Source organism: Actinoalloteichus sp. GBA129-24, assembly GCF_001941645.1.
GTDB lineage: Bacteria > Actinomycetota > Actinomycetes > Mycobacteriales > Pseudonocardiaceae > Actinoalloteichus_A > Actinoalloteichus_A fjordicus.
In genome coordinates this window covers 4,896,934-4,916,279 of record NZ_CP016077.1, presented here as the reverse complement: position 1 = coordinate 4,916,279, position 19,346 = coordinate 4,896,934, and the positions used below count along the sequence as shown (strand labels likewise).

Here is a 19,346-nt window from a genome sequence, read left to right as displayed (position 1 = left end):
CGTGACCAAGCTCTCCACCCTGCTCGACCAGATCGACACGGGCGCGCTACTGCTCCCGGAGTTCCAGCGCGGCTATGTCTGGAACCGAGATCAGGTGCGGGGCTTGATGCTGTCGCTGTACCGGGGCTACCCCGTCGGCGGCTTGTTGGTCTGGGAGACCGAAGGCGAGGGCACCGATGTGCGTGGATCGACGGCAGGCGGCGGCGCCCGACTGTTGCTACTCGACGGCCAGCAACGCATCACCTCGCTCTACGGGGTCATCCGAGGCCGGGCCCCACAGTTCTTCGAGGGCAACGCACAGGCGTTCACCGACCTGTGTTTCCACGTCGAGGACGAGGTGTTCGAGTTCCATGCACCGAGCACGAAGGCAGGCGACCCCCTCTGGATTCGGGTGACCGAACTGTTCCAGAAGGGCCTTGTTCCCTACCTGCGTCGGTTCGCCGATGACCAGGCCGACGCCTATCTGGACCGGCTGAACCGGGTTCACCAGATCACCGGTCGGGAGTTCCACGAGGAGAAGATCACCGGGCGGGACAAGACCATCGATGTCGTGGTGGACATCTTCAACCGGGTGAACTCGGGTGGAACGGTGCTGTCCAAGGGCGACCTGGCGTTGGCGAAGATCTGTGCCCAGTGGCCTGCGGCTCGCCAGGTCATGCGGCAGAAGCTCGACCAGTGGGAGAAGGCAGGCTTCAAGTTCAGTCTCGACTGGATGCTGCGCAATGCCACGGCCGTCGCCTCGGGTCGCTCGGTGTTCACCGCCTTGGACAAGGTCGACCCGGACGTGTTTCGAGACGGCGTCGAGGCGGCGGGGAATCATGTGTCGACGTTCCTCGACGCGGTGTCCGCGCGGCTCGGTCTCGATCACGATCGAGTGTTGATGGGGCGCGGCGGCATTCCGGTGATCACTCGACTCCTCCACCTGATGGGTGGGAGCTTCGCCGACGCGGCTCAACGAGACAAGGTTCTCTTCTGGTACGTGCACTGTGCGTTATGGGGACGTTTCGCCGGCTCGACGGAGACCGTCCTGCAACAGGATTACGAGGTCGTCGAACGAGCCGGGATCGACGGTCTCATCGCGAACCTGGAACGCTGGCGTGGCGGGCGGTTGGACGTCGCATCCCACGACTTCGAGGGAGCGACGACGGGATCTCGGTTCTATCCGTTGTTGTACCTGCTCACCAGGGCGAAGGGGGCCCGCGATCTGGGCAGCGGTCTGGAGCTGAAGTCAGAGATGCTGGGCAGGCTCACCTCGCTTCAAGTGCACCACATCTTCCCCAAGGCACTGTTGTACAAGGCTGGTCGTGATCGTGGGATCGTCAATGCCATCGCCAACTTCTGCTTCCTCACTCAGGAGACGAACCTGGCGATCGGTAAGCGACAGCCGTCGGACTACTTCGCCGAGGCGGAGCAACGTCATCCCGGTGTGCTCGCCTCTCAGTGGATTCCGGAGGATCCGGCCCTGTGGGAGGTCGACAGATACGAGGACTTCCTGGCCGCCCGGCGGGAGCTCCTCGCGGAATCGGCACAATCCTTCCTGACCGGCCTGCGGACGGGAGCTCGAGACGTCGAGCACGACCTTGCCCCGATCCAGGTCGTCGCAGCGGAGGAGAACGATCCCCGCGCGATCCAGGTTCGATCCTTGATCGACGAGCTTCTCACGGCGGGTTGCGTCGAGCCCGACCTCGACGCCGCGATCTCAGACCCGGACACCGGGCGAGAGCTGGCCGTCGCCGAGGCTTACTGGCCTGCGGGCCTGCAACCCGGTCAGGGCAGGCCGGTGGTCCTCGAACTGGACCACGAGGCGGCGGACATCCCCAGACTGGAAGAACTGGGCATGGAGGTGTTCACCTCCGTCGACGCCCTGCGTGGCTTCGTGACCCGTCGCAATGAGAGCGCATCGGGGGTGGATCACATCGTCTCCGGACCGGCGGATGCCGCCATAGACGGCGTCGAGGACGCCGCCGATTTCGACGCCGCGATCCGCAGGTTGTACGAACGCGCCCGCAGCGAAGCCGGCTACCACGCGTCCCATCTCCTGCGCATGATCTCGGAGTACGGGGGCGTCGCCACGGCGCGAAAGATCCTGCGGGCTCCCGCCGTCTCCGACGGTTTCGCCGCGATGTGGGAGCGCGGCAGGCTGGACCTGACGGTGGAGGCGTTGATCATCGAGCCGGGTCATCGCAGGTGGTTCCCCGACGTCGAGGTGGAGACGGCTCGACGTCGCCTGGAGCAGTTCGGCTATTTCTGACGAAAGAGGCGGTGCGGCCGATCGCCCTGCCCGGTCGGCCATCGCAATTCCACCGGAGACGTGCCCCCGCTTCCCCCAGTGGATCTCGGAAATTCACCATCCGCTTCTACACTCCCTCCGTTGAGGTTTCGCCGGTTCGGCGACGGCTGAACAACGGAGGTCGCCGGGCCACGGAGATCACGGAGGCGACGTGTCTTCTCATCCGGTATCAGCGGTCGGTCGGTTATCGGCGGCCGTGGCGACGAGGGCCCGGCGAACAGCCGGGCGGCGAACGGCGGGGCAGCGAGCGGCTGCCCTGACCACGGCGGCGGTGACGGCGGCGGCGCTGATGACGGGGGCCACTGCGGGTTCGGCGGTCGCCGAAGCCGATCCCGATGCGCCGCAGGCGTTCACGAGTTCGACGAGCGTCGGCCTGCACAATGCCTACGAGAAGGGCGGGTTCCCCTATCTCGCCGACGTGCTGGACTCCGGCGCGGGCCTGGTCGAACTCGACGTGTGGACGGACGAGCTGATCGGGCGGTGGCGGGTCAGCCACGACCTGTTCGGTGCGAGCAGCAACTGCGTGGGAGCGACCGACCCGGCGAACCTGCGCACCGGGAACCGTGATCAGGATCTTCTCGGGTGTCTCACCGACCTGCGGACCTGGCATGAGGTGAATCCCGGCCACCGGCCCATCGTGCTCAAGGTCGAGATGAAGGACGGCTTCTACGACCGGGGCGGCATGGGCCCCGCCGCCTTCGACGCGCTGGTGGCCGGTCGCCTGGGCGACGCCGTGTTCACGCCCTCGGACCTGCTCGCCCATGCGGGTGGTGCCGCCGACCTCGACGAGGCCGTCACCTCGGCGGGCTGGCCCAGCCGGGACGCGCTGGCGGGCCGAATCCTGATCGAACTCATTCCCGGCACCTTCGAGCAGGGCAATCCCTTCGACACCCTGTGGACCGACGAGGAGTACTCGCGGCACCTTCGCGACCTCGCCGCCGCCGGTGAGATCGCCGCCGCACAGGCCTTCCCGTCGGTGCTCGGCGCCGAGTCGGGCGACCCCCGCGACCGGTACGAGGACGAGAGCCTGCGTCCGTGGTTCGTCGTCTACGACGGCAGCGCCAACGCCTATGTGACGGGCGGCATCGACACGGACTGGTACCGCGAACAGAACTACCTGCTGATCATGACAGCGGCGCACGAGGTGGCCCCGGCCATCGACGCCGTGGCCCCGGACGAGCAGGCCGCGCTGGATCGGGTGGCGCAGCTCGCGGCGGCGAACGCGAGCATCGTCACCAGCGACTGGCGCTCATCGACGCTGCTGTCCACCGTGGTCTCCCGCTGATCTCGGACGTCTCAGCCCGGGACGTCTCCTGCCGGGGATCTCGGCGGATCTCCCGGAACCCTTGTCGGCCGCTCCTCAAGCGATGGCGGGCACGGGGAGCGGAGGACATTCTCCGCTCCCCGCGTCGAACTCCGCAGTCACCGACGGTCGGGCAGTGCGCCCGGCTCGTCGGCGACGATCGCAGGCACCGTGATCGACGGCCGCGCCCGCAGGCCCGGCGACGGCAGCCCCCCGCCCTGATCGCCGATGCGGAATCCCGGCGGAGGCCGTCAGCTCAGCAGGCCTCCGCCCGCCCGCCACGCGCGAGTGACTCCGGTGGCGCCCGGAATCCGGACGCGCGCGGCGAGCAGACCTGCCCCTGCCTGCTGCCTCCGGTCAGGGCTTCTCGAAGTGCTGGTAGTCGAGCGGGGTCGTCCAGAAGCCGCCCCACTCCCAGCCGTTCTCGGTGAAGCTCTGCTCGACGAGGTCGCCCGCGTAAATCATGCCGGGAGCATCCTGATCCCGGTCCACATACGGTGCCCCGGTGGGCGGCAGTACGAGCCCGCTGGAGCTGACGTACGGGTTCTGCACCGGGTTGATGTCGATGGCCTTGCCGTAGGAGTGGTTCGACCAGCCGCCGCCGCCGGTGATCGGCCGACAGTTGAACGCCGAGGTGTTGTTCGCCGCCATCGACAGGTCGTCGTCCGCGTCGTACTTCTCGACGGTCTCGACTCGTTCGATCGGGAAGCCGCCTCGATACAGGTCGATGAAGATGCCAAGCACCTCTTCGGCGACGTCGGCGTGGACGATCAGCTCGCCCCGATGAGTCCGGTCGTCGAAGCCGAGGTGCGGGAACGAGACCAGCCGGAGATCCTCCGGGCCGACCGGACAGCCCTCGCGGTAGCTCGCCCCGAGGCGCTCCTCGGAGACGGGCTTGATGCTGACGACGACGGACTCGCCGACCCAGTTGGTCGTCTCGGCCGGCTCGGCAGCCGACGCGGGCAGAGCGGTGGCGGCTGCCATGCCGAGCGCCGCCAGGGCCAGGGTGACGCGATGCGTTGTCTTCTTCACATCAGGTAAAACGCCGTTGACACCCGATACGTTGTCTTTCCTTGACCATCCGGTGATGACGTGAAGATCATGTTGCCGGACCTGGGCGTCCTTGCTAAAGGCCTGCCATGGGCGGGCGTTCACACTGGTCACGCGATCGGATTCCCCGCGCGGCGTCGTCGTGATCTCTCGCCGGGTCCGGCGGCCACTCGGTCGAACGACCGGGTCGGATGACGTCCCCGTGACCGGGTCGGGTGACCGTCCCTCGGGGGCGAACAGCGGAGCCCGTCGGGCCGGAGTGACCCGCCGACCGGTTCTCGTCGGGAACCGGTCGGCGGGTCGCCGAGCCTGCGCGGTTGAGCGGCGGGACTACCGGTGCAAGGCAGCCCCGCCGCTTCGATGCGCCGGGTCAGTCCAGGACGATCTCGAAGGCCCGGATCATGGTCTGCTCCACGCTGTTGCCGTCCGCGTCCACGGCGGCGGCCCGGAGCGACACGAAGCCGTCTTCGGCCGGGTGGTCCAGCGCGACACGCCGCCCGCCGTCGACGTCGTCGACCGACACCGGCTCCCAGGTGGCCCCGTCGTCGTAGGACGCCTCGACGGACAACTCGCTGATCTCGGCCTCGTGAAGCCGGTCCACCCGAAGTTCCAACTCCTGCTCGATGCCTGCCTGCGTCCGGCCCAGCTCGTCGAACTCGCCGTCGAATCGGACGGCCAGGAGCGGCAGCGCCTCCTCGCCCCCCTGCGGGGTGTCGGTGGAGAAGGACCAGCTCGCGTCGACTCGACGGCCCAGCGTCGACCAGGGCACCTCTCGGGTCCCGGTGACCTCGAGGGTGTAATCGCCCTCCGCCTGCGGCACGTCGAACTGTGCGGATCCGACCTCCGGGGAGGTGCCGAGCACGGTGCCGTCGCGCGACAGCATCGTGCTGCCCGTGATCAGCGACGTGCTGAGGTGGACGTAGTCGGATTCCTCGTCGGCGGGCGCGAACGCCCCGATCTGGATGAAGATCATGTCGTCCACGCGAACCGCGCCCGGCAGCGCGGCCGACCCGATCGACACCCCCAACGGAGCACGATTCCAGCTCGTCTCGGACCGCCCCGGCTCGTGACGGGTCGTCCGGATGTAGTCCTCGTCGGTGTCGATCCGGTCGCCGAGGTTCAGGTTCTCCCGCCACTCGACTCCGGCGGCGGTGAACAGCTCCAGGCGGGTGCCGGGCACCGCCAGCGGTCGCAAGATGCCTCCGGGCACGAGGTCGCTCGGCAGGATGCCCGTGGCCTCCTTGTACGCCGATGCCGCCACTCCCTGACCGCGATACTCGGCCCGAACCTGTGCCAGATCCGCATCGGACACGGGGAACACGAGCGAGTCCGGGATGCCCCGGTCGTGGTCGAACACGAGGTGGTAGCGGTAGTCCTCCTCGGTGCCCTCCGGGGCTCGAAGCGTCGGTTTGACCGCGAAGCCGAGGCCGTCGACCTCGCCGGTGGGCACTGCATACACTGCGGTCTCGGGGCCTGCGCCTGCGGACAACTCGAAGGTGTCGGTGGAGATCCGCATGATGGCCGAGTCGAAGACGGTCTCCCGCTCGGTCTGAGCCCGCAGCGGCTCGCCGAGGGTTCCGTCCAAGGTGATGTGGGCATCGGCGGTCACCAGTACGTCCGGTGCTGCGGCCGTGGTCAGGTTCTCGCTGGTGATCTCCCCGTCCTCGATCGTGTACTCCGACAGGTGGCTCAGGACGTGATAGCGCCCGACGGGAACCCGCGCGACGGCTGATCCGTCGGGGCCGGTGCTCGCCTGCACCGGCTCGCCGGTATCCCTGTTGATCACGAACACCAGCGGGTCGTCGTCGACGGTGCCCGAGTGCGTGACCGCCTCGATCGACAGGTCGTAGCTCTCCGGCTCGACGAACGCGCCGACGGCGGTGGTCACGGTGGTGTCGCCGTCGCCGTCGCCGTCGCCGATCGCGGTAGCGGTGATCGAGCCGCTGAGGAAGCCCGTCTGATCACCTGCCGAGGGGTCGATGGCGACCTCGACCCCGGCCGCACCGCCTGCGGGCACGGTGATCTGGTCGGCGTCCAGCGTGAACACGTCCGCAGGCAGCGGCTGTCCGGTCTCGTCGACCGCGTCCAGCACCAGGTCGAGAACCAGTTCCTGCTCGCCGTCGTTGCGATAGGTGAGGGTCTGAGCGACCGGGTCGGGCTCCGCTGGAAAGGCGAGCCTGCCCAGGTCGACCGAGGCAGGGTGCGCCCGCACCTGTGATCGCACGGCTGCGGCCACGTCGAGCCTGCCGCCGCCCTGCTCGGCGACGCTCAGGCCCGTGATCGTCTTTGCCGAGCCGAGGAGGGCCGAGGTCAGGTCTGCCTGCGTCCAGTCAGGATGCCGTGCGGCGAGCAGCGCGGCGGCGCCCGCGACGTGTGGCGCGGCCATCGAGGTGCCGCTCATCGTCGTGTAAGGCTCGCCCCCGTGCCCTGCACGGGCGCCGACGATGTCCGAGCCCGGCGCGGCGAGATCCGGCTTGATCGCCTGGTCACCGGCGCGGGGACCCCGGCTGGAGAAGTAGCTGAGCTCGTCGTCCTTCGTGACGCTCGCGACGGCGAGGGCGGCATCGGCGGCGGCGGGTGCGGACACCGTCTCGGGACCGCCGAAATTTCCCGCCGCCACCACGAACAGCGTGCCGGTGCTCTCGGTGAGACGGTTCACCGCTGTCGACAACGGATCGGTGCCGTCGGTCGGCTCGCTGCCCAGACTGAGGTTCACCACGGCCACGCCCTGCTCGGCCGCCCATTCCATTCCCGCGATGATCGCATCGTCCGGACAGGCTCCGGTGTCGTCGCAGACCTTCCCGGCGAGGATCTTCGCCGAGGGCGCGACACCGCGCTGTGCCCCGTCGGATGCAGCTCCGGAGCCTGCCACCGTGGACGCGACGTGGGTGCCGTGGCCGTTGACGTCCCGGACGCCGCCGGCGCTGTCGGTGAAGTCCTGCGCGCCCACCACGACCTCGGCTAGGTCCGGATGGTCGGGGTCATAGCCGGAGTCCAGCACCGCGACGGTGGCGCCCTCGCCGGTGAACCCGGCCGCCCAGGCAGTGGGAGCACCGATCTGGTCGTTGCTCTCGGCGTCGAGCATCCTGGCGCGGCCGTTGAGCCAGATCCGGTCCACCCCGGCGTCGAGCGTGGTGTTCGGGTTGGTCAGCGTCGACCAGAATTCGACGGCATCGTCCGGGGGCTCCACGACGACGCCGTTGACGCTGGGCAGCTCTCGGCCGATCTGTGCCGTCGAGGCAGGGAATGCCGCCTCGAGTGGGCGTTCGACGTCGTCCCGATAGGAGACGATCAGGGACGGCGGGCCCGCGTCGCCGAAGCCCTGCTCGATCAGGCCGGGAATGTCGAACAGACGCGCGTCCAATCGGCCCTGTCGGACCAGCGGCCACGCATCGGTCGGAATGACGGAGAGTTCGCCGTCGTCGGCGATCTGGTGAAACGACAGGTCCTCCCTGCCGGGAGCGGGCAGGACGGTGACGCCGGATCGGCCGTCCGGCGTCTCCTGCACCCGCACGCGATCCCCGGTGATCAGGGTGATCGTCGATGTGGCGCCGAAGTATCCTGCCGTCGGCGCGGCTGTCGCGGGCTCGGCGTGACCGGCCCCCCGACGGCGAGGCTTGCGCACAGGGTCATGCCCAGCGCGACCCCGACGGCCTTTCTTGTGCTTGTCTGCATCTTTCTCCCCACCGCGAGCGGGCGACCACGAGCGCGCGGGCTCGCCATTCGATGAATGCCGCCCGAGGTACGCGATAATGACGATCTGGCGTTTCTTTATCGCCGGTGAAGATAGTCGGATGATCGCGGTAAAAGACAATGGTCGTGATCCATGTCTCTATCCTGTAACGCTTTCCGGGGAACGTCACCGAAATACCGTGCTGCCGCAGTGGGTGAGAGCTTTCCAGGGATCGATTCACCGGGTCTTCGCTGCTCGATCCGGGGCCCCTGGTTCTCTGAGCAGCGGTTTCGCCGCCGTCGTCTCGATGAATCGGGGCGCCCGGCTCGAGCGCGGCCTTCCCGGCGGGCCTGCCGAGGCACGCCCGCCGGGATGGTGCGTCGAATGACCGGCACCGGGGCCGTCGAATTCGTGGCCTCGGCTCGGCTCTCGAATATCGCGGTAGTCCCACGATGCACCGCGAAAAAGCCGGATCGCCGGTGTCGTCGCCACCGCGACGCCCGGCGGCATCCTGGGGTGGGAACCGGCGGTCGCGAACAGGCCTTACCGGCGGCAGGGCCGTCGATGCCGTTCGACGGCAGACATCGGGCGACGCGGAGCGAGCGCGTCGGTCAGGGTGTTCGTGTTCGTGACTTCTCGCGGCAGGCCGCCTAACTCCCCAGCAGCGAAGGCAGCCAGGTCGACAGGCCGGGCAGCATGATCACCAGCGCGAGCAGGCCGAGCGTGGCGACCAGGAAGGGGGTGTTGGCGCGGAAGACGTCCCAGGCGTCGACCTTGCCGATCTTGCCCGCGACGACCAGGGACATCGCCACCGGCGGGGTCACCTGACCGATGACGACGGTCAGCACCGCGATGACGCCGAACTGGATCAGGTCGATCTCCGCGATCAGCAGGGTGGGCAGCAGGACCGGCATGATCACCGGGATCAGCGGGTCGAGGAGCATCCCGGCGATCAGACAGATCGCGGCGAGCATCAGCAGCACCACGATCTGCGAGCCGTCCGGCGCCATCGAGGTGATCAGCCGGCTCAGGGCCTGGGGGACTCCGGCGCGGGACAGCGCAGCGCCCAGTGCGACTGAGACGCCAACGATGAGCATCACCTCGCCGGTCAGGACCGCCGAGGACACCAGGGCTCGATAGAGCCTGCGCAGGCTCAGTGAGCGGTAGACGAACATCGCGACGACGACCGCGTAGATCACCGCGAAGGCCCCGGACTCGGTCGGCGTGAAGACGCCGAGGGTCAGCCCGCCCACGATGATCAGCGGCGTGCCGAAGGCGAGGATCGAGCCGCGCAGGGTGCGCAGCACCTCGCGGAGGCGGAAGTGCTGTACCGAACCCCAGCCGTGCCGCTTCGACTGGACGGCCACCAGGATCATCAGCACGACGGCCAGCAGCACGCCGGGAATGATCCCGGCCAGGAACAACGCGCCGAGCGAGGTCCCGGTGACCGCCGAGTAGAGGATCATCGGCGAGGACGGCGGCAGGAGCGGGCCGATGCCGGAGGACGAGGCGGTGACCGCCGCCGAGAAGCTCGCCGGATAGCCGTTGCGCTTCATCTGCGGGATGACCACCGAGCCGGTGCCTGCCAGATCCGCGACCGAGGTGCCCACCATGCCGCCGAAGAAGACGCTGGTCAGCACGTTGACCTGGGCGAGGCCGCCGGGCAGCGGGCCGACCAGTGCGCGGGCGAACTCGAAGATCCTGGTGGAGATCCCGCCCGAGTTCATCACCACCCCGGCGAGGATGAACAGCGGCATCGCCAACAGGATGAACCCGTCCATTCCGGCGATCACCTGCTGCGGATAGGACAGCATCCACTCGCCTTCGAGCGCGATGTAGACCGCGACGCTGCCCGCGACCGACACGATCAGCGGCACCCCGAGCGCCGCCAGCCCGAGCAGCAGCAGAATCACCATGAGGACCGTCATTCGGGGTCACCTGCCGATCCGGTGGATGACGCAGGGGGCGAGGTCTGCGGCGGGTCGGCCGCCTGCCGGGCGGTCGATCCCGCGCCGTCCGAAACCGGGTTCGGCGCAGGGCCGGCGGCCGGGTCGGAACGGGCGGCGGGACCTGCCGGGCTCGACGAGGCGCGCGCGTCGGGCTGTACCCCGTCGCCGGGGTCGGAGCCGCTCCCGGTTCCTGCGCGGCGGCCTGTCCTCCGGTCGATCCCGGCGCCGTCGCGCGGTTCCGATGCCGACTCGGAGGTCCATCGCTCGACGGCCTCGTGTGCCGAGCGGAGTTGCAGCAGCAGCACGATCGCGACCGCGAGCGCGCCGATCGGCAGCGCGGCGACGAAGAATCCCCTCGGCAGCCGCAGGTAGGCGCTGCGATCGGAGCCGAAGACCAGCAGGTACTGCCAGCCGACCCAGGCGAGATGGGTGAACACCACGGCGGACACCGTGTCCGCCGCGAGCTTCAGCCAGACCTGCACCGAGGTGCTGAAGCGACGCACGACCACGCGGACGACGATGAGATCGTTGCGGCGGGCGGCGATGACCAGGCCCAGCATGGTGAGCCACAGCAGCATCCCGGTGACGATCTCCTCCGCCCAGCCGATCGGGCTGTCGAACAGGTACCTGCTGGTGGCGTTCCAGAAGAGGATCAGGGTGATCACCACCAGGCAGGCCGCCGCGAGCGCCTCCACGGTGTGGTCGATGATCCGCACCGTGCGGAACCGGCTGGGCCGGGTGACCGCGTCCGCCTCGGTCTCGACGAGTTCGGGCGACCCGGCGCGGTCGCCGCTCACGGCGCGCCGTCCGCGCCGTGAGCGAGTCTGCCGTCGAACAGGCTGCCGTAGCCGGGTGCGGCCCCGTCGACGTCGACGAGTTCGAGACAGTGCCAGAACGACGCCTGCACGGCGCTGATCACCGGTTTGCCCAACTCCGCCTCCAGCGCGGCGATCACGCCGACGCTGTGCAGGTTCGTGCAGCTGATGAACACGGCGCTCGCCTCGGGGACGTCGACCTCCACGGCGAGTTCGAAGACCTGCTCCAAGGGGATCTCGGCGAGGGCGTGATCGTCGGTGACGCTCAGGCCTCGGCTGGCGAGCACCGGATGGCCGTTCTCGCCGAAGAAGCGCTCCGCGCGGGCGATGACCTCGGGCACGTACGGCGTGACCAGCGTGATCGGGCCCGCGCCGACGGCCTTGAGCGCCGCGAGGCTCGCCGTGGAGGTGGTGGTCGTTCGGCCGGGCAGCCCGCTCCACTCCGTCATCCGGTCCACCAGGGCGCGATCCCAGGCGGTGCCGTGCAGGAACGACGCGCTGGTGCCGCCGAAGACGAGTGCGTCCAGCGGAGCCTGTGCCACCAGTCGCGCGGCGGTCTCGAGTTCTGGCGATCGCATCATCGCGTCGATGCCCTCGACGGTGACGGCGGGCAGGGTCAGCCTGCTGGTGTGGATCGAGACGCCCCGCGCGGCCATGGCGTACATCTCGGGCTCCATCACCGTGCTCGACGCCATGTAGACGAGTCCGACCCGATGGTGCGCCGGGATCGCGTCCGGCGCGAAGACTGGTCTCACGCGTTCTCTCCTGACATCGATTGACGTGAAAGTGGCGGACGTGCTCACTCGGCGGCGTAGGCGTCGAGGACCCGGCCCGCGTAGTCGCCGGGAATGCCCGCCTGCAACTCGGTCCAGATCTCCTCGGCCGCTGATCGGAAGGCCGCCGTGTCGATCTCGTTGACCGTCATTCCCCCCGCCTCGAACTGCGTGATCAGTTCCGCGTCGGCCGCCTCGCCGAGGTCCCGGCTCTCCTGTGCGGCCTCGTCGGCGGCGGTCTGCACGACCGCGCGGACGTCCTCGGGCAGCGCGGTGAAGAGTTCGGCATTCATCGTCAGATAGGCGGGGCTGTAGATGTGTCCGGTCAGCGAGAGGTATTGCTGCTTCTCATCGAAGGAGAAGCCGTCGATGACCTTCAAGGGATTCTCCTGCCCGTCCAGCACCCCTTGATCGAGCGAGATGTAGATCTCATTGATGCTCATCGGGGTGGGCACCGCGCCCAGTCTCGTGAACGTGGTCACCCTGGCGGGCACCTCCGGCACCCGGAGTTTCAAGCCTGCCAGATCGGCGGGCGTCTCGATCGGACGCCGATTATTCGTGACGTGTCGGAATCCGTTCTCACCGAATGAGAGCACTCGGAGGCCGGTGCTCTCGGTGAGTGATTCACTCAGCTCGGTGCCGAACTCGCCGTCCAGAAATTCGCCGACGGTCGCCCGATCGGAGAACAGGAACGGGATCTCCATGATCTCGAAGGTCGGATCGAGGTTGCTGATGTCTGAACCGACCACGACGACGTCGAGAGTGCCTGCCCGCAGCGCCTCGAGGGTGGCCGTCTCGTTGCCGACCGCGCCGCCGAGATGCCGAGTGACCTCGACCTGGTCCCCGAGTTCCGCCTCCAGCTTGTCGGCGAAGAGGTTCAGCATGTCGGCCAGCGGATCGCCTGCGGTGGTCTCGACCGCCAGCACGATCTCCAGCGGACTCTCGGCGCTGACCTCCAGCGGTCCGCTCGGCGCTGCGGTCGCGCAGGCACTCAGGGCAAGCATTCCGACGCTCATGGGCACGACGGCGCGGATCAACCGGGCGGAGACGACAGTCACGTTCAACTCTCTTTCGTTCGGTCGGATCGCGGGTGATCCGGGCTCGCCGGGCGGCGACGGCACGGGTCAACCCGCTGTCCTCGGCGTATTCGACCGGCTACTTTCCGAATTTGATCGACGAATTCATTCGGCTGCGCGAGTGGTCGAGGCGTCGTGGTGTGTGTCCGGTATTGCCGGGCCGATCGCGGCTGGTGACTTCATCTTTTCCGGACCTGGTCGCGCCTGTCAAACAGAGATTTCCGGGCTAGTCCATCGCGATAGGCGATCCATGGGAAACATTGCCGTAATTCATTGTCCGGTCATTCTTGGAAACACGACGGAAACCCGTTTTCGGGTTGATTCGGATGGACTGTGTCGTCTGCCCTGCGTCCGCCGAGCCGCCCGTCGATCCCGGTCACGGGCGGCTCGGCGCCGGGCCGTGGACCATCGCGACGGCGGCCCGGCCCCGGACCGTCGTCCTGCTGCCCTACGGTCCCGGTCGCGCCTCAGCGGTCGCCCGGCACGCCATAGGAGGGTGCCGCACCGGGGTTCAACGCCCGCAGACGGTAGTCGTCCCGCTGGTGCCGCCACCGGTCCCACAGCGTCGTCAGGTTGGTCACGGGGTCGTCGGCGTAGTCCACCCGCAGGTCGGTGACCGGCCACGCCACGTCCGTGACCACGGCCAACCCGGCCGCGTGCACCGGGCCCTCCTCGCCGCCTGCGGCCATGGCGGCGCGCAGGCCCGACAACAGCCGGTCCTCGAGCCCGGCCCCCTCGGACTCCAGGTAGCCGTGCAGCAGTTCGGTGACGGTCGCCGGACTCGCCAGCATGTTTCCTGCGGCGACGGCACCCGGGCCGACGGCATGCTGGTGGCTGCCCAGCGATCGTGCCCCCGAGTAGGCCGCCGCGTGACCGGTCCGATCCAGGACGGTGAGCTGCCGATACTCGATGTCGACGCGTCCGGTGGTCACCGCGTCGATCGCCTCGGACGCGGAGCGTCCCGCCTCAAGCTGGTCCAGCAGCTCGCGGCCGAGCCGGGGATCGGTGACGTTCTGCGAGGCCGCCGCGCCCACCCCGACTCGAAGGTTCAGGCAGCGGGCGGCGACGGCGGGGGAGGACGAGCAGATCACCATGCCGAAGGCGCCGGTGTCGGCGTCGAACGCCGCGAGGGAGAAGGTCATGCGCGATCCTCTCTGGGGATGACGGCCGTGACGTCGAGTTCCACCAGCCACTCCGGCCGGGCCAGCGCGTGCACCACGATTCCGGTGGAGACCGGGAAGACGCCCGTCAGCCACCGTCCGACGGTGCGGTACACCGACTCCCGATAACGCACGTCCACGAGGTACACGGTGATCTTGACGATGTGGCTCAGTTCCGAGCCTGCCTCTCGCAGCAGCAGGTCGATGTTGTGCATCGCCTGCTCGGTCTGCGCGGTGACGTCGCCGATCCCGACGCTGGCCGAGGTGTCGAGGTCCTGGCCGATCTGGCCGCGCACGTAGACCGTGTCGCCCGCCACCACCGCCTGGCACAGGTCGTTGTCGAGATCCTGCTCCGGATAGGTGTCGCGGGTGTTGAACGGGCGGATTCGTCGATGCACGCTCATCGGGCGGCCCCCGACCCCAGCACGTTTTCTGACAGCTCGGCGGCCTTCTTGACCAGGTCCAGCGGCCCGTCGAAGTCGAAGTTCCGGTAGACGGCCTGGTAGTGGGCGAAGGGCGGCGCCTGGGCGAAGAGCTGGAACGTCAGCCGATGTCCGGCGTAGTCGCTGTTCAGCAGGTCGCGGGCGAAGGCGAGCAGACTGCGACGGTCGTCGGAGTTCCAGTCGTCGTTGATCGAGTAGTACTTGTCCAGCCACTCACCGGGACCCGGCTCGGCGAAGGACGCGGCGTCGGGGGTGATGCAGATCTGGCCGCCGCACAGCTCTCGGGCGTGGTGCATCATCTGCGGGAGCTGGGTCTGCGCCCAGACCCGACCGGCGTAGAGCAGCGACTGGTTGGGCATCAGCAGGCCGCCGGGGCTGTCCTCGGCGTTGGCGATCGCCGCCGTCAGGTGAGCGTTGATCCCCTCCCGGTAGCAGGCGAGCTGTGCGAGCTTCTCCTGCACGGCGGGGTTCCGCTCCAGTCCGGTCTGCCGCACGTTCCACAGCGCCGCGCCGATCATCAGATCGGCCATGCGGACGCTGCGCTGCACGTAGGGAAAGGCGCTGTAGCGGTGCAGGGTGCTGCGGATGAAGGTCGCGGCGGCGGTGTGCCGGTAGAACAGGATGTTCTCCCACGGCACCTCGACGTCGTCGAAGATCACCAGCGCCTCGACCTCGTCGACCCGGTTGGCCAGCGGGTAGTCGACGGCGGGTCGGCGGCCCGCGAATCCGGTCCGGCAGATGTACCGCAGGCCGGGCGAGTTCATGTCCATTACGAACCCGACGGCGTAGTCCGACAGCGCGCTGTCACCCCAGTTGGCGATGGTCGGCTTGGTGAAGGCCTGATTGGCATACGGCGCCGCCGTCTCGTACTTGGCCCCCCGCACCACGATGCCGTTGTCGGTCTCCCGGACCACGTGCAGCAGCATGTCCGGGTCCTGGTCCTGCGGTCGCTTGGAGCGGTCGCCCTTGGGATCGGTGTTCGCCGAGATGTGGAACGGGTCGTCGGTCACCGCGCGACGGATGTGCCTTCGGATGTTCTCCGAGAAGTCGGGGTTGACCTCGTTGAGGACGTCCTGTCCGTCGTAGAGCGACCACATCTCGCCGATGGTCTCGTCACCGACGCGTGTGATCACGCCGCGCGCCTCGTCGAGCACCCGGTCCACGGCCTGTCGCTTGTCCTGCCAGTCCTGCCGGGTGAACGGCAGCTTGTTGGCGATGCAGTTGCGGTCGCCGGTCTCGGGGTCGACATAGGACATGACGTCCTGCGTCGCCTCCTCGTGCGCCATGTCGTAGATGCGGGCGCGCAGGTCCACGATCGGCTTGAACGCGGGGTGCACGGTCACGTCGTCGACACGCTCCCCGTCCATCCAGATCTCGCGACCCTGCCGGATCGAGTCCCGGTATTCGTCGCCGGTGCGGATCATCGAAGTTCTCCTCATCAGGTGGGGCGGCAGGTCGGGTGGCCGACCTTGCTCGGTCGTGGGCCGGGGCGGCGGGGCGCGGGCGGGCCCTCTCGGGGCTGCGGTCGGCCCTGCCAGGGGTCAGTGCGACGTCGGCCGAGAGCGCGGGTCGCCGATCGCGGTGTCCAGTTCGGCGACTCGGTGATAGCCGCGCCGGAGGTAGACCAGCGGGTCGGCCTGAGCACGGGCGACGTCGACCACCTCGCCGAAGAAGACTCGGTGTGAGCCGATCTCCGTGACGCGGTGGACCGTGCAGTGCAGCGCGGACAGCGCGCCGACGAGCCGGGGGCCGCCCTGCGGACTCGACGCCCACTCGGCGCAGTCGAAGTCCCAGCGTCCCGCGCCCGCCCGGGGTCTGCCCGCGAAGCTGTCGGCGACGGCATCCTGGTCGTCGGCGAGCACGTTCACGCAGAAGGTGCCGTTGCGCAGGATCGCGTCGACGGCGGGGCTCCTGCGGTGCAGGCAGATCATCGCGATCGGCGGGGCCTCCGACACCTTGGTCATCGCACTGACGGTCTGGCCGAAGCGGCCTGCGGGTCCGTCGGTGGTCACGATCGTCACGGGCGTCGCGGAGCACCCCATCGCGCGGGAGAACGCCGCCGCGATCGTCTCCGCTGGTGCATCGGTCGTCAGCATCTCGGTCAACCGGCTCACTCCTCAGCTGGGACTGGCCCGCGATGGGCTGCTCGCGGTGTCGAAACGACTGTGTGCGGCCTCGCTGGATAAAGCAAAGAGGTCTTTCAGTATTGGTAGATCTGAAATTCAGATTCAATGGGTCGCGGGGGTTCGGCTCGGCGGGTGCTGTGCGGTGCCGCCCGCCGTGCCTGCCCCGGCCCGCGCCGCCGTGGGCGTCGGTGCGGATCACCGCATGCGCAGCACGACCTTGCCGACGCGATCCCGGCGCTCGAAGTGCTCGTGCGCGGCCCGGACGGCCGTCATCGGATACTCGGCGGCTACCACCGGGCGCACCTCGGCCGACGCCACCAGCGGGATCACCTCGTCTTCGACCCGTGCGCAGATGTCGGCGCGCTGCCGCGAGGAGAGCCTGCCGAGGCTGCTCGAGGAGACCTCGGCGCCTCGGGCCATCAGCGCACCGAGGTCGAGTTCGCCGATCCCGCCCCCTTGAACTCCGAGCACCACCAGCCTGCCGCCCGAGGCCAGCAGCTCCACATTGGTACGCAGCGTCGGTCCGCCGACGTTGTCCAGGATCACGTCCACCCCGCCACCCGGTGCCGCAGCCCTGATCTGGGCGGCCAGCTCGGGGTCGTCGGGGTCGAAGGCGGCCTGGGCGCCCAGCCGCAGACAGTGCGCACGTCGCGTCGCACCCCGCGCCGTCGCGAGGACGCGGGCTCCGACGGAGCAGGCCAGCGGCACGGCGAGGCTTGCCACGCCGCCCGCCGCACCGTGGATCAACACCGACTCGCCTGCCCGCAGCCGCCCCCGCGCGATCAGGTTCCACCAGGCTGCGGCGGCGGCCTCCGGCAGCGCCGAGGCGACCGTGTCCTCGAGGGACGCGGGCAGCCGCAGGCAGGCGCCCGAGGGGACGCTGACGAACTCGGCATAGGACCCGGACGCGGTCAGCGCGCCGACCCGGTCCCCGATCCGCAGCCGACCCTCGCGGGCCGCCTCGGCGCCGAGCGCCCGGACGACGCCCGCGCATTCCAACCCCGGCACGGCGTTCGGGCCCGTCAACGGCATGACGCCGGAGCGCTGCAGGATCTCCGCCCGATTGATCCCCGCCCCGATCACCTCGATCAGGGCGTCCGTCGGTCCGGGGGTGGGGCGGGGCAGTTCCCGGATCTCCAGGACCTCCGGGCCGCCCGCCCCGGTGGCCACGACCGCGCGCATCATGCTCATGAGACGCCCGCCGAGCCGTACGCGGCTCTCGCCTGCGCCGACCGTGGGACCTCGGGCCGAGTAGCGTCTCCCGGCTCCGCTCCCGTCCCTTGTCGACGGTCGGGCGCCGTGTCGCGGAGGGGTGCCGTGTCGCCGAGGGGCACCGCGTCGTCGGCAGCCGTCGGGTCCCCGACAGGCAGCGCCTCCCCCTGGGACGCCGGGTCGCCGTCGAAGGCCGACTCGGCCAGGAAGGGCAGGACCACGTCGGCGACCTCGGCGGGGAGCTGCTCCATCACCGAGACGGTGCCGCTCGGGAAGATCACCTCCCGTGCCTGGGGGAAGGCGGCCAGGATGCGGTCGTGCCGGGGGAAGGCCAACGGGTCGGCGGCCGAGGCCAGACACAGCACCGGGCCTCGGAAGCGGCCGAGAAGGTCCTCGGAGTGGTAGGCGGTGACGGCGTGATGCCCGACCTCGGCGCGGTCGCCGTGCTCGACCGCCTCGCGGACGTAGGCGGTCAGGATGTCCGGTCGGTCGGCGGGGGAGTAGGCGGCACGTCGGCGCCACATGTCGGCGAGGTGTCCCCCGTCCTCGCGGGGCGGCACGTAGTTCACCGCAGGCCTGCTCGCGCGTCGCTCGCGCTCCGGCGCGTCGAGGTAGGGCGTGGAGGACAGCACGAGACGGCGCACGCGATCCGGGTGCGTGCCCGCGAGGTGGTAGGCGACGAGTCCGCCGAGATGGTGTCCCAGCAGGTCGAATCGCTCGATTCCCAGGGAGTCGAGCACCCCGAGGACGCCTGCGGCATAGCGGGCGATCGAGTGCTCGCCTGCGGGAGCGGACTGGCCGAACCCGATCAGGTCCGGCGCGATCAGCGTGTGTCCGGTCAGTTCCGGGATGAGAAGGCCGAACTCCGTCCACGACCTCGGGGTCTGGTGGATGAGCACCAGCGGCGGACCCTCGCCGTAGGCGACGTGGTGCACCCGCCCGACCGGGGTCTGCGTATAGGCGGGGCGGAACGCTTCCGGGATCACGAGTGCGGGTGTCCTCTCTGCCGCAGCGGCGTGGCCGAGGGAATCGGCCCGGCGCGGGAATTCGGGGACGTCGTCGTCCCGGTGGTCGTCGGACCCGATCCGGCCGCCATTCCCGGCTGTTTTCGTGGGCGGGGTCGGCGAAGACGGCGGTTACGCGCCGGAGCGGCGCCGCCCACCGACCAACGCGATGTCGGCCTGCCGACCTGCATCGACGTCTCGGATCTCGGTGTCAGGGTCAAGGCGGTCTCGCGTCGATCGGCTGTCGGCTGGGTCCGGCGGCGGTGTTCTCTTCTCATCCTTGATTCAGCGAGGATTCGATGCAAGAACAGGAATGCGAATCATTGAATCTGCGAGCCAGATGCATTGTTCATCGCGATGTCACGTCTTGGCCGTGTTCGCCGAGCCAGCGCAGTCACGATGGTGGCCCGGCTCGATGAGCCTGCGGGACGCGGACGCGCTCCGGGGTCCTTCCGGCGCGGGCCTGCGCCAC

General features: G+C 69.1%; 14 protein-coding genes. 2 read left to right on the top strand and 12 right to left on the bottom strand.

Features of this window, described 5'->3' with window-relative positions; genetic code table 11:
- The first annotated feature begins 1 nt into the window (after position 1).
- A complete protein-coding gene (locus tag UA75_RS21070; protein WP_075741733.1) occupies positions 2-2,251 on the top strand; it encodes a DUF262 domain-containing protein in 2,250 nt (749 codons plus the stop codon).
- A 328-nt stretch (positions 2,252-2,579) separates the two neighbouring features.
- Positions 2,580-3,575 carry a phosphatidylinositol-specific phospholipase C domain-containing protein gene (locus UA75_RS21065; protein ID WP_083691063.1) on the top strand — a complete coding sequence of 332 codons (996 nt, stop codon included), beginning with the start codon at positions 2,580-2,582 and terminating at the stop codon, positions 3,573-3,575.
- A gap of 375 nt (positions 3,576-3,950) precedes the next feature.
- Here the strand turns inward: UA75_RS21065 and UA75_RS21060 are convergent, their stop codons facing one another.
- From UA75_RS21060 to UA75_RS21005, 12 genes are all read right to left on the bottom strand, one after another.
- Positions 3,951-4,757, bottom strand: coding sequence for a M15 family metallopeptidase (locus tag UA75_RS21060; protein WP_232237349.1), 807 nt, complete (start codon positions 4,755-4,757; stop codon positions 3,951-3,953).
- Positions 4,758-5,013: 256 nt separating this feature from the next.
- On the bottom strand, positions 5,014-8,268 hold the full coding sequence (locus UA75_RS21055; protein ID WP_075741731.1) for a S8 family peptidase: 3,255 nt from the start codon (positions 8,266-8,268) through the stop codon (positions 5,014-5,016).
- A gap of 698 nt (positions 8,269-8,966) precedes the next feature.
- A complete protein-coding gene (locus UA75_RS21050) occupies positions 8,967-10,244 on the bottom strand; it encodes a TRAP transporter large permease (RefSeq protein ID WP_075741730.1) in 1,278 nt (425 codons plus the stop codon).
- Entirely contained in the window at positions 10,241-11,062 is an 822-nt protein-coding gene (locus UA75_RS34050; protein ID WP_075741729.1) for a TRAP transporter small permease, read from the bottom strand. Before UA75_RS34050 ends, UA75_RS21050 begins: the two co-directional genes overlap by 4 nt.
- Positions 11,059-11,835, bottom strand: a complete 777-nt coding sequence (locus UA75_RS21040; protein ID WP_075741728.1) for an Asp/Glu racemase — start codon at positions 11,833-11,835, stop codon at positions 11,059-11,061. The genes UA75_RS34050 and UA75_RS21040 overlap by 4 nt, the downstream gene beginning before the upstream one ends.
- Before the next feature lie 44 nt (positions 11,836-11,879).
- Positions 11,880-12,911, bottom strand: coding sequence for a TRAP transporter substrate-binding protein (locus UA75_RS21035; RefSeq protein ID WP_157434336.1), 1,032 nt, complete (start codon positions 12,909-12,911; stop codon positions 11,880-11,882).
- A 485-nt stretch (positions 12,912-13,396) separates the two neighbouring features.
- Positions 13,397-14,071, bottom strand: a complete 675-nt coding sequence (locus UA75_RS21030; RefSeq protein ID WP_075741727.1) for a DUF1028 domain-containing protein — start codon at positions 14,069-14,071, stop codon at positions 13,397-13,399.
- Positions 14,068-14,493, bottom strand: a complete 426-nt coding sequence (locus UA75_RS21025; RefSeq protein WP_075741726.1) for a RidA family protein — start codon at positions 14,491-14,493, stop codon at positions 14,068-14,070. Before UA75_RS21025 ends, UA75_RS21030 begins: the two co-directional genes overlap by 4 nt.
- Entirely contained in the window at positions 14,490-15,956 is a 1,467-nt protein-coding gene (locus UA75_RS21020) for a 4-hydroxyphenylacetate 3-hydroxylase family protein (protein ID WP_075741725.1), read from the bottom strand. The genes UA75_RS21025 and UA75_RS21020 overlap by 4 nt, the downstream gene beginning before the upstream one ends.
- 117 nt (positions 15,957-16,073) lie before the next feature.
- Positions 16,074-16,628, bottom strand: a complete 555-nt coding sequence (locus tag UA75_RS21015) for a flavin reductase family protein (protein ID WP_075741724.1) — start codon at positions 16,626-16,628, stop codon at positions 16,074-16,076.
- Positions 16,629-16,853: 225 nt separating this feature from the next.
- Positions 16,854-17,849, bottom strand: coding sequence for a zinc-binding dehydrogenase (locus tag UA75_RS21010; protein WP_083690833.1), 996 nt, complete (start codon positions 17,847-17,849; stop codon positions 16,854-16,856).
- Positions 17,846-18,856 carry an alpha/beta fold hydrolase gene (locus UA75_RS21005; RefSeq protein ID WP_075741723.1) on the bottom strand — a complete coding sequence of 337 codons (1,011 nt, stop codon included), beginning with the start codon at positions 18,854-18,856 and terminating at the stop codon, positions 17,846-17,848. Before UA75_RS21005 ends, UA75_RS21010 begins: the two co-directional genes overlap by 4 nt.
- Positions 18,857-19,346: the final 490 nt, after the last annotated feature.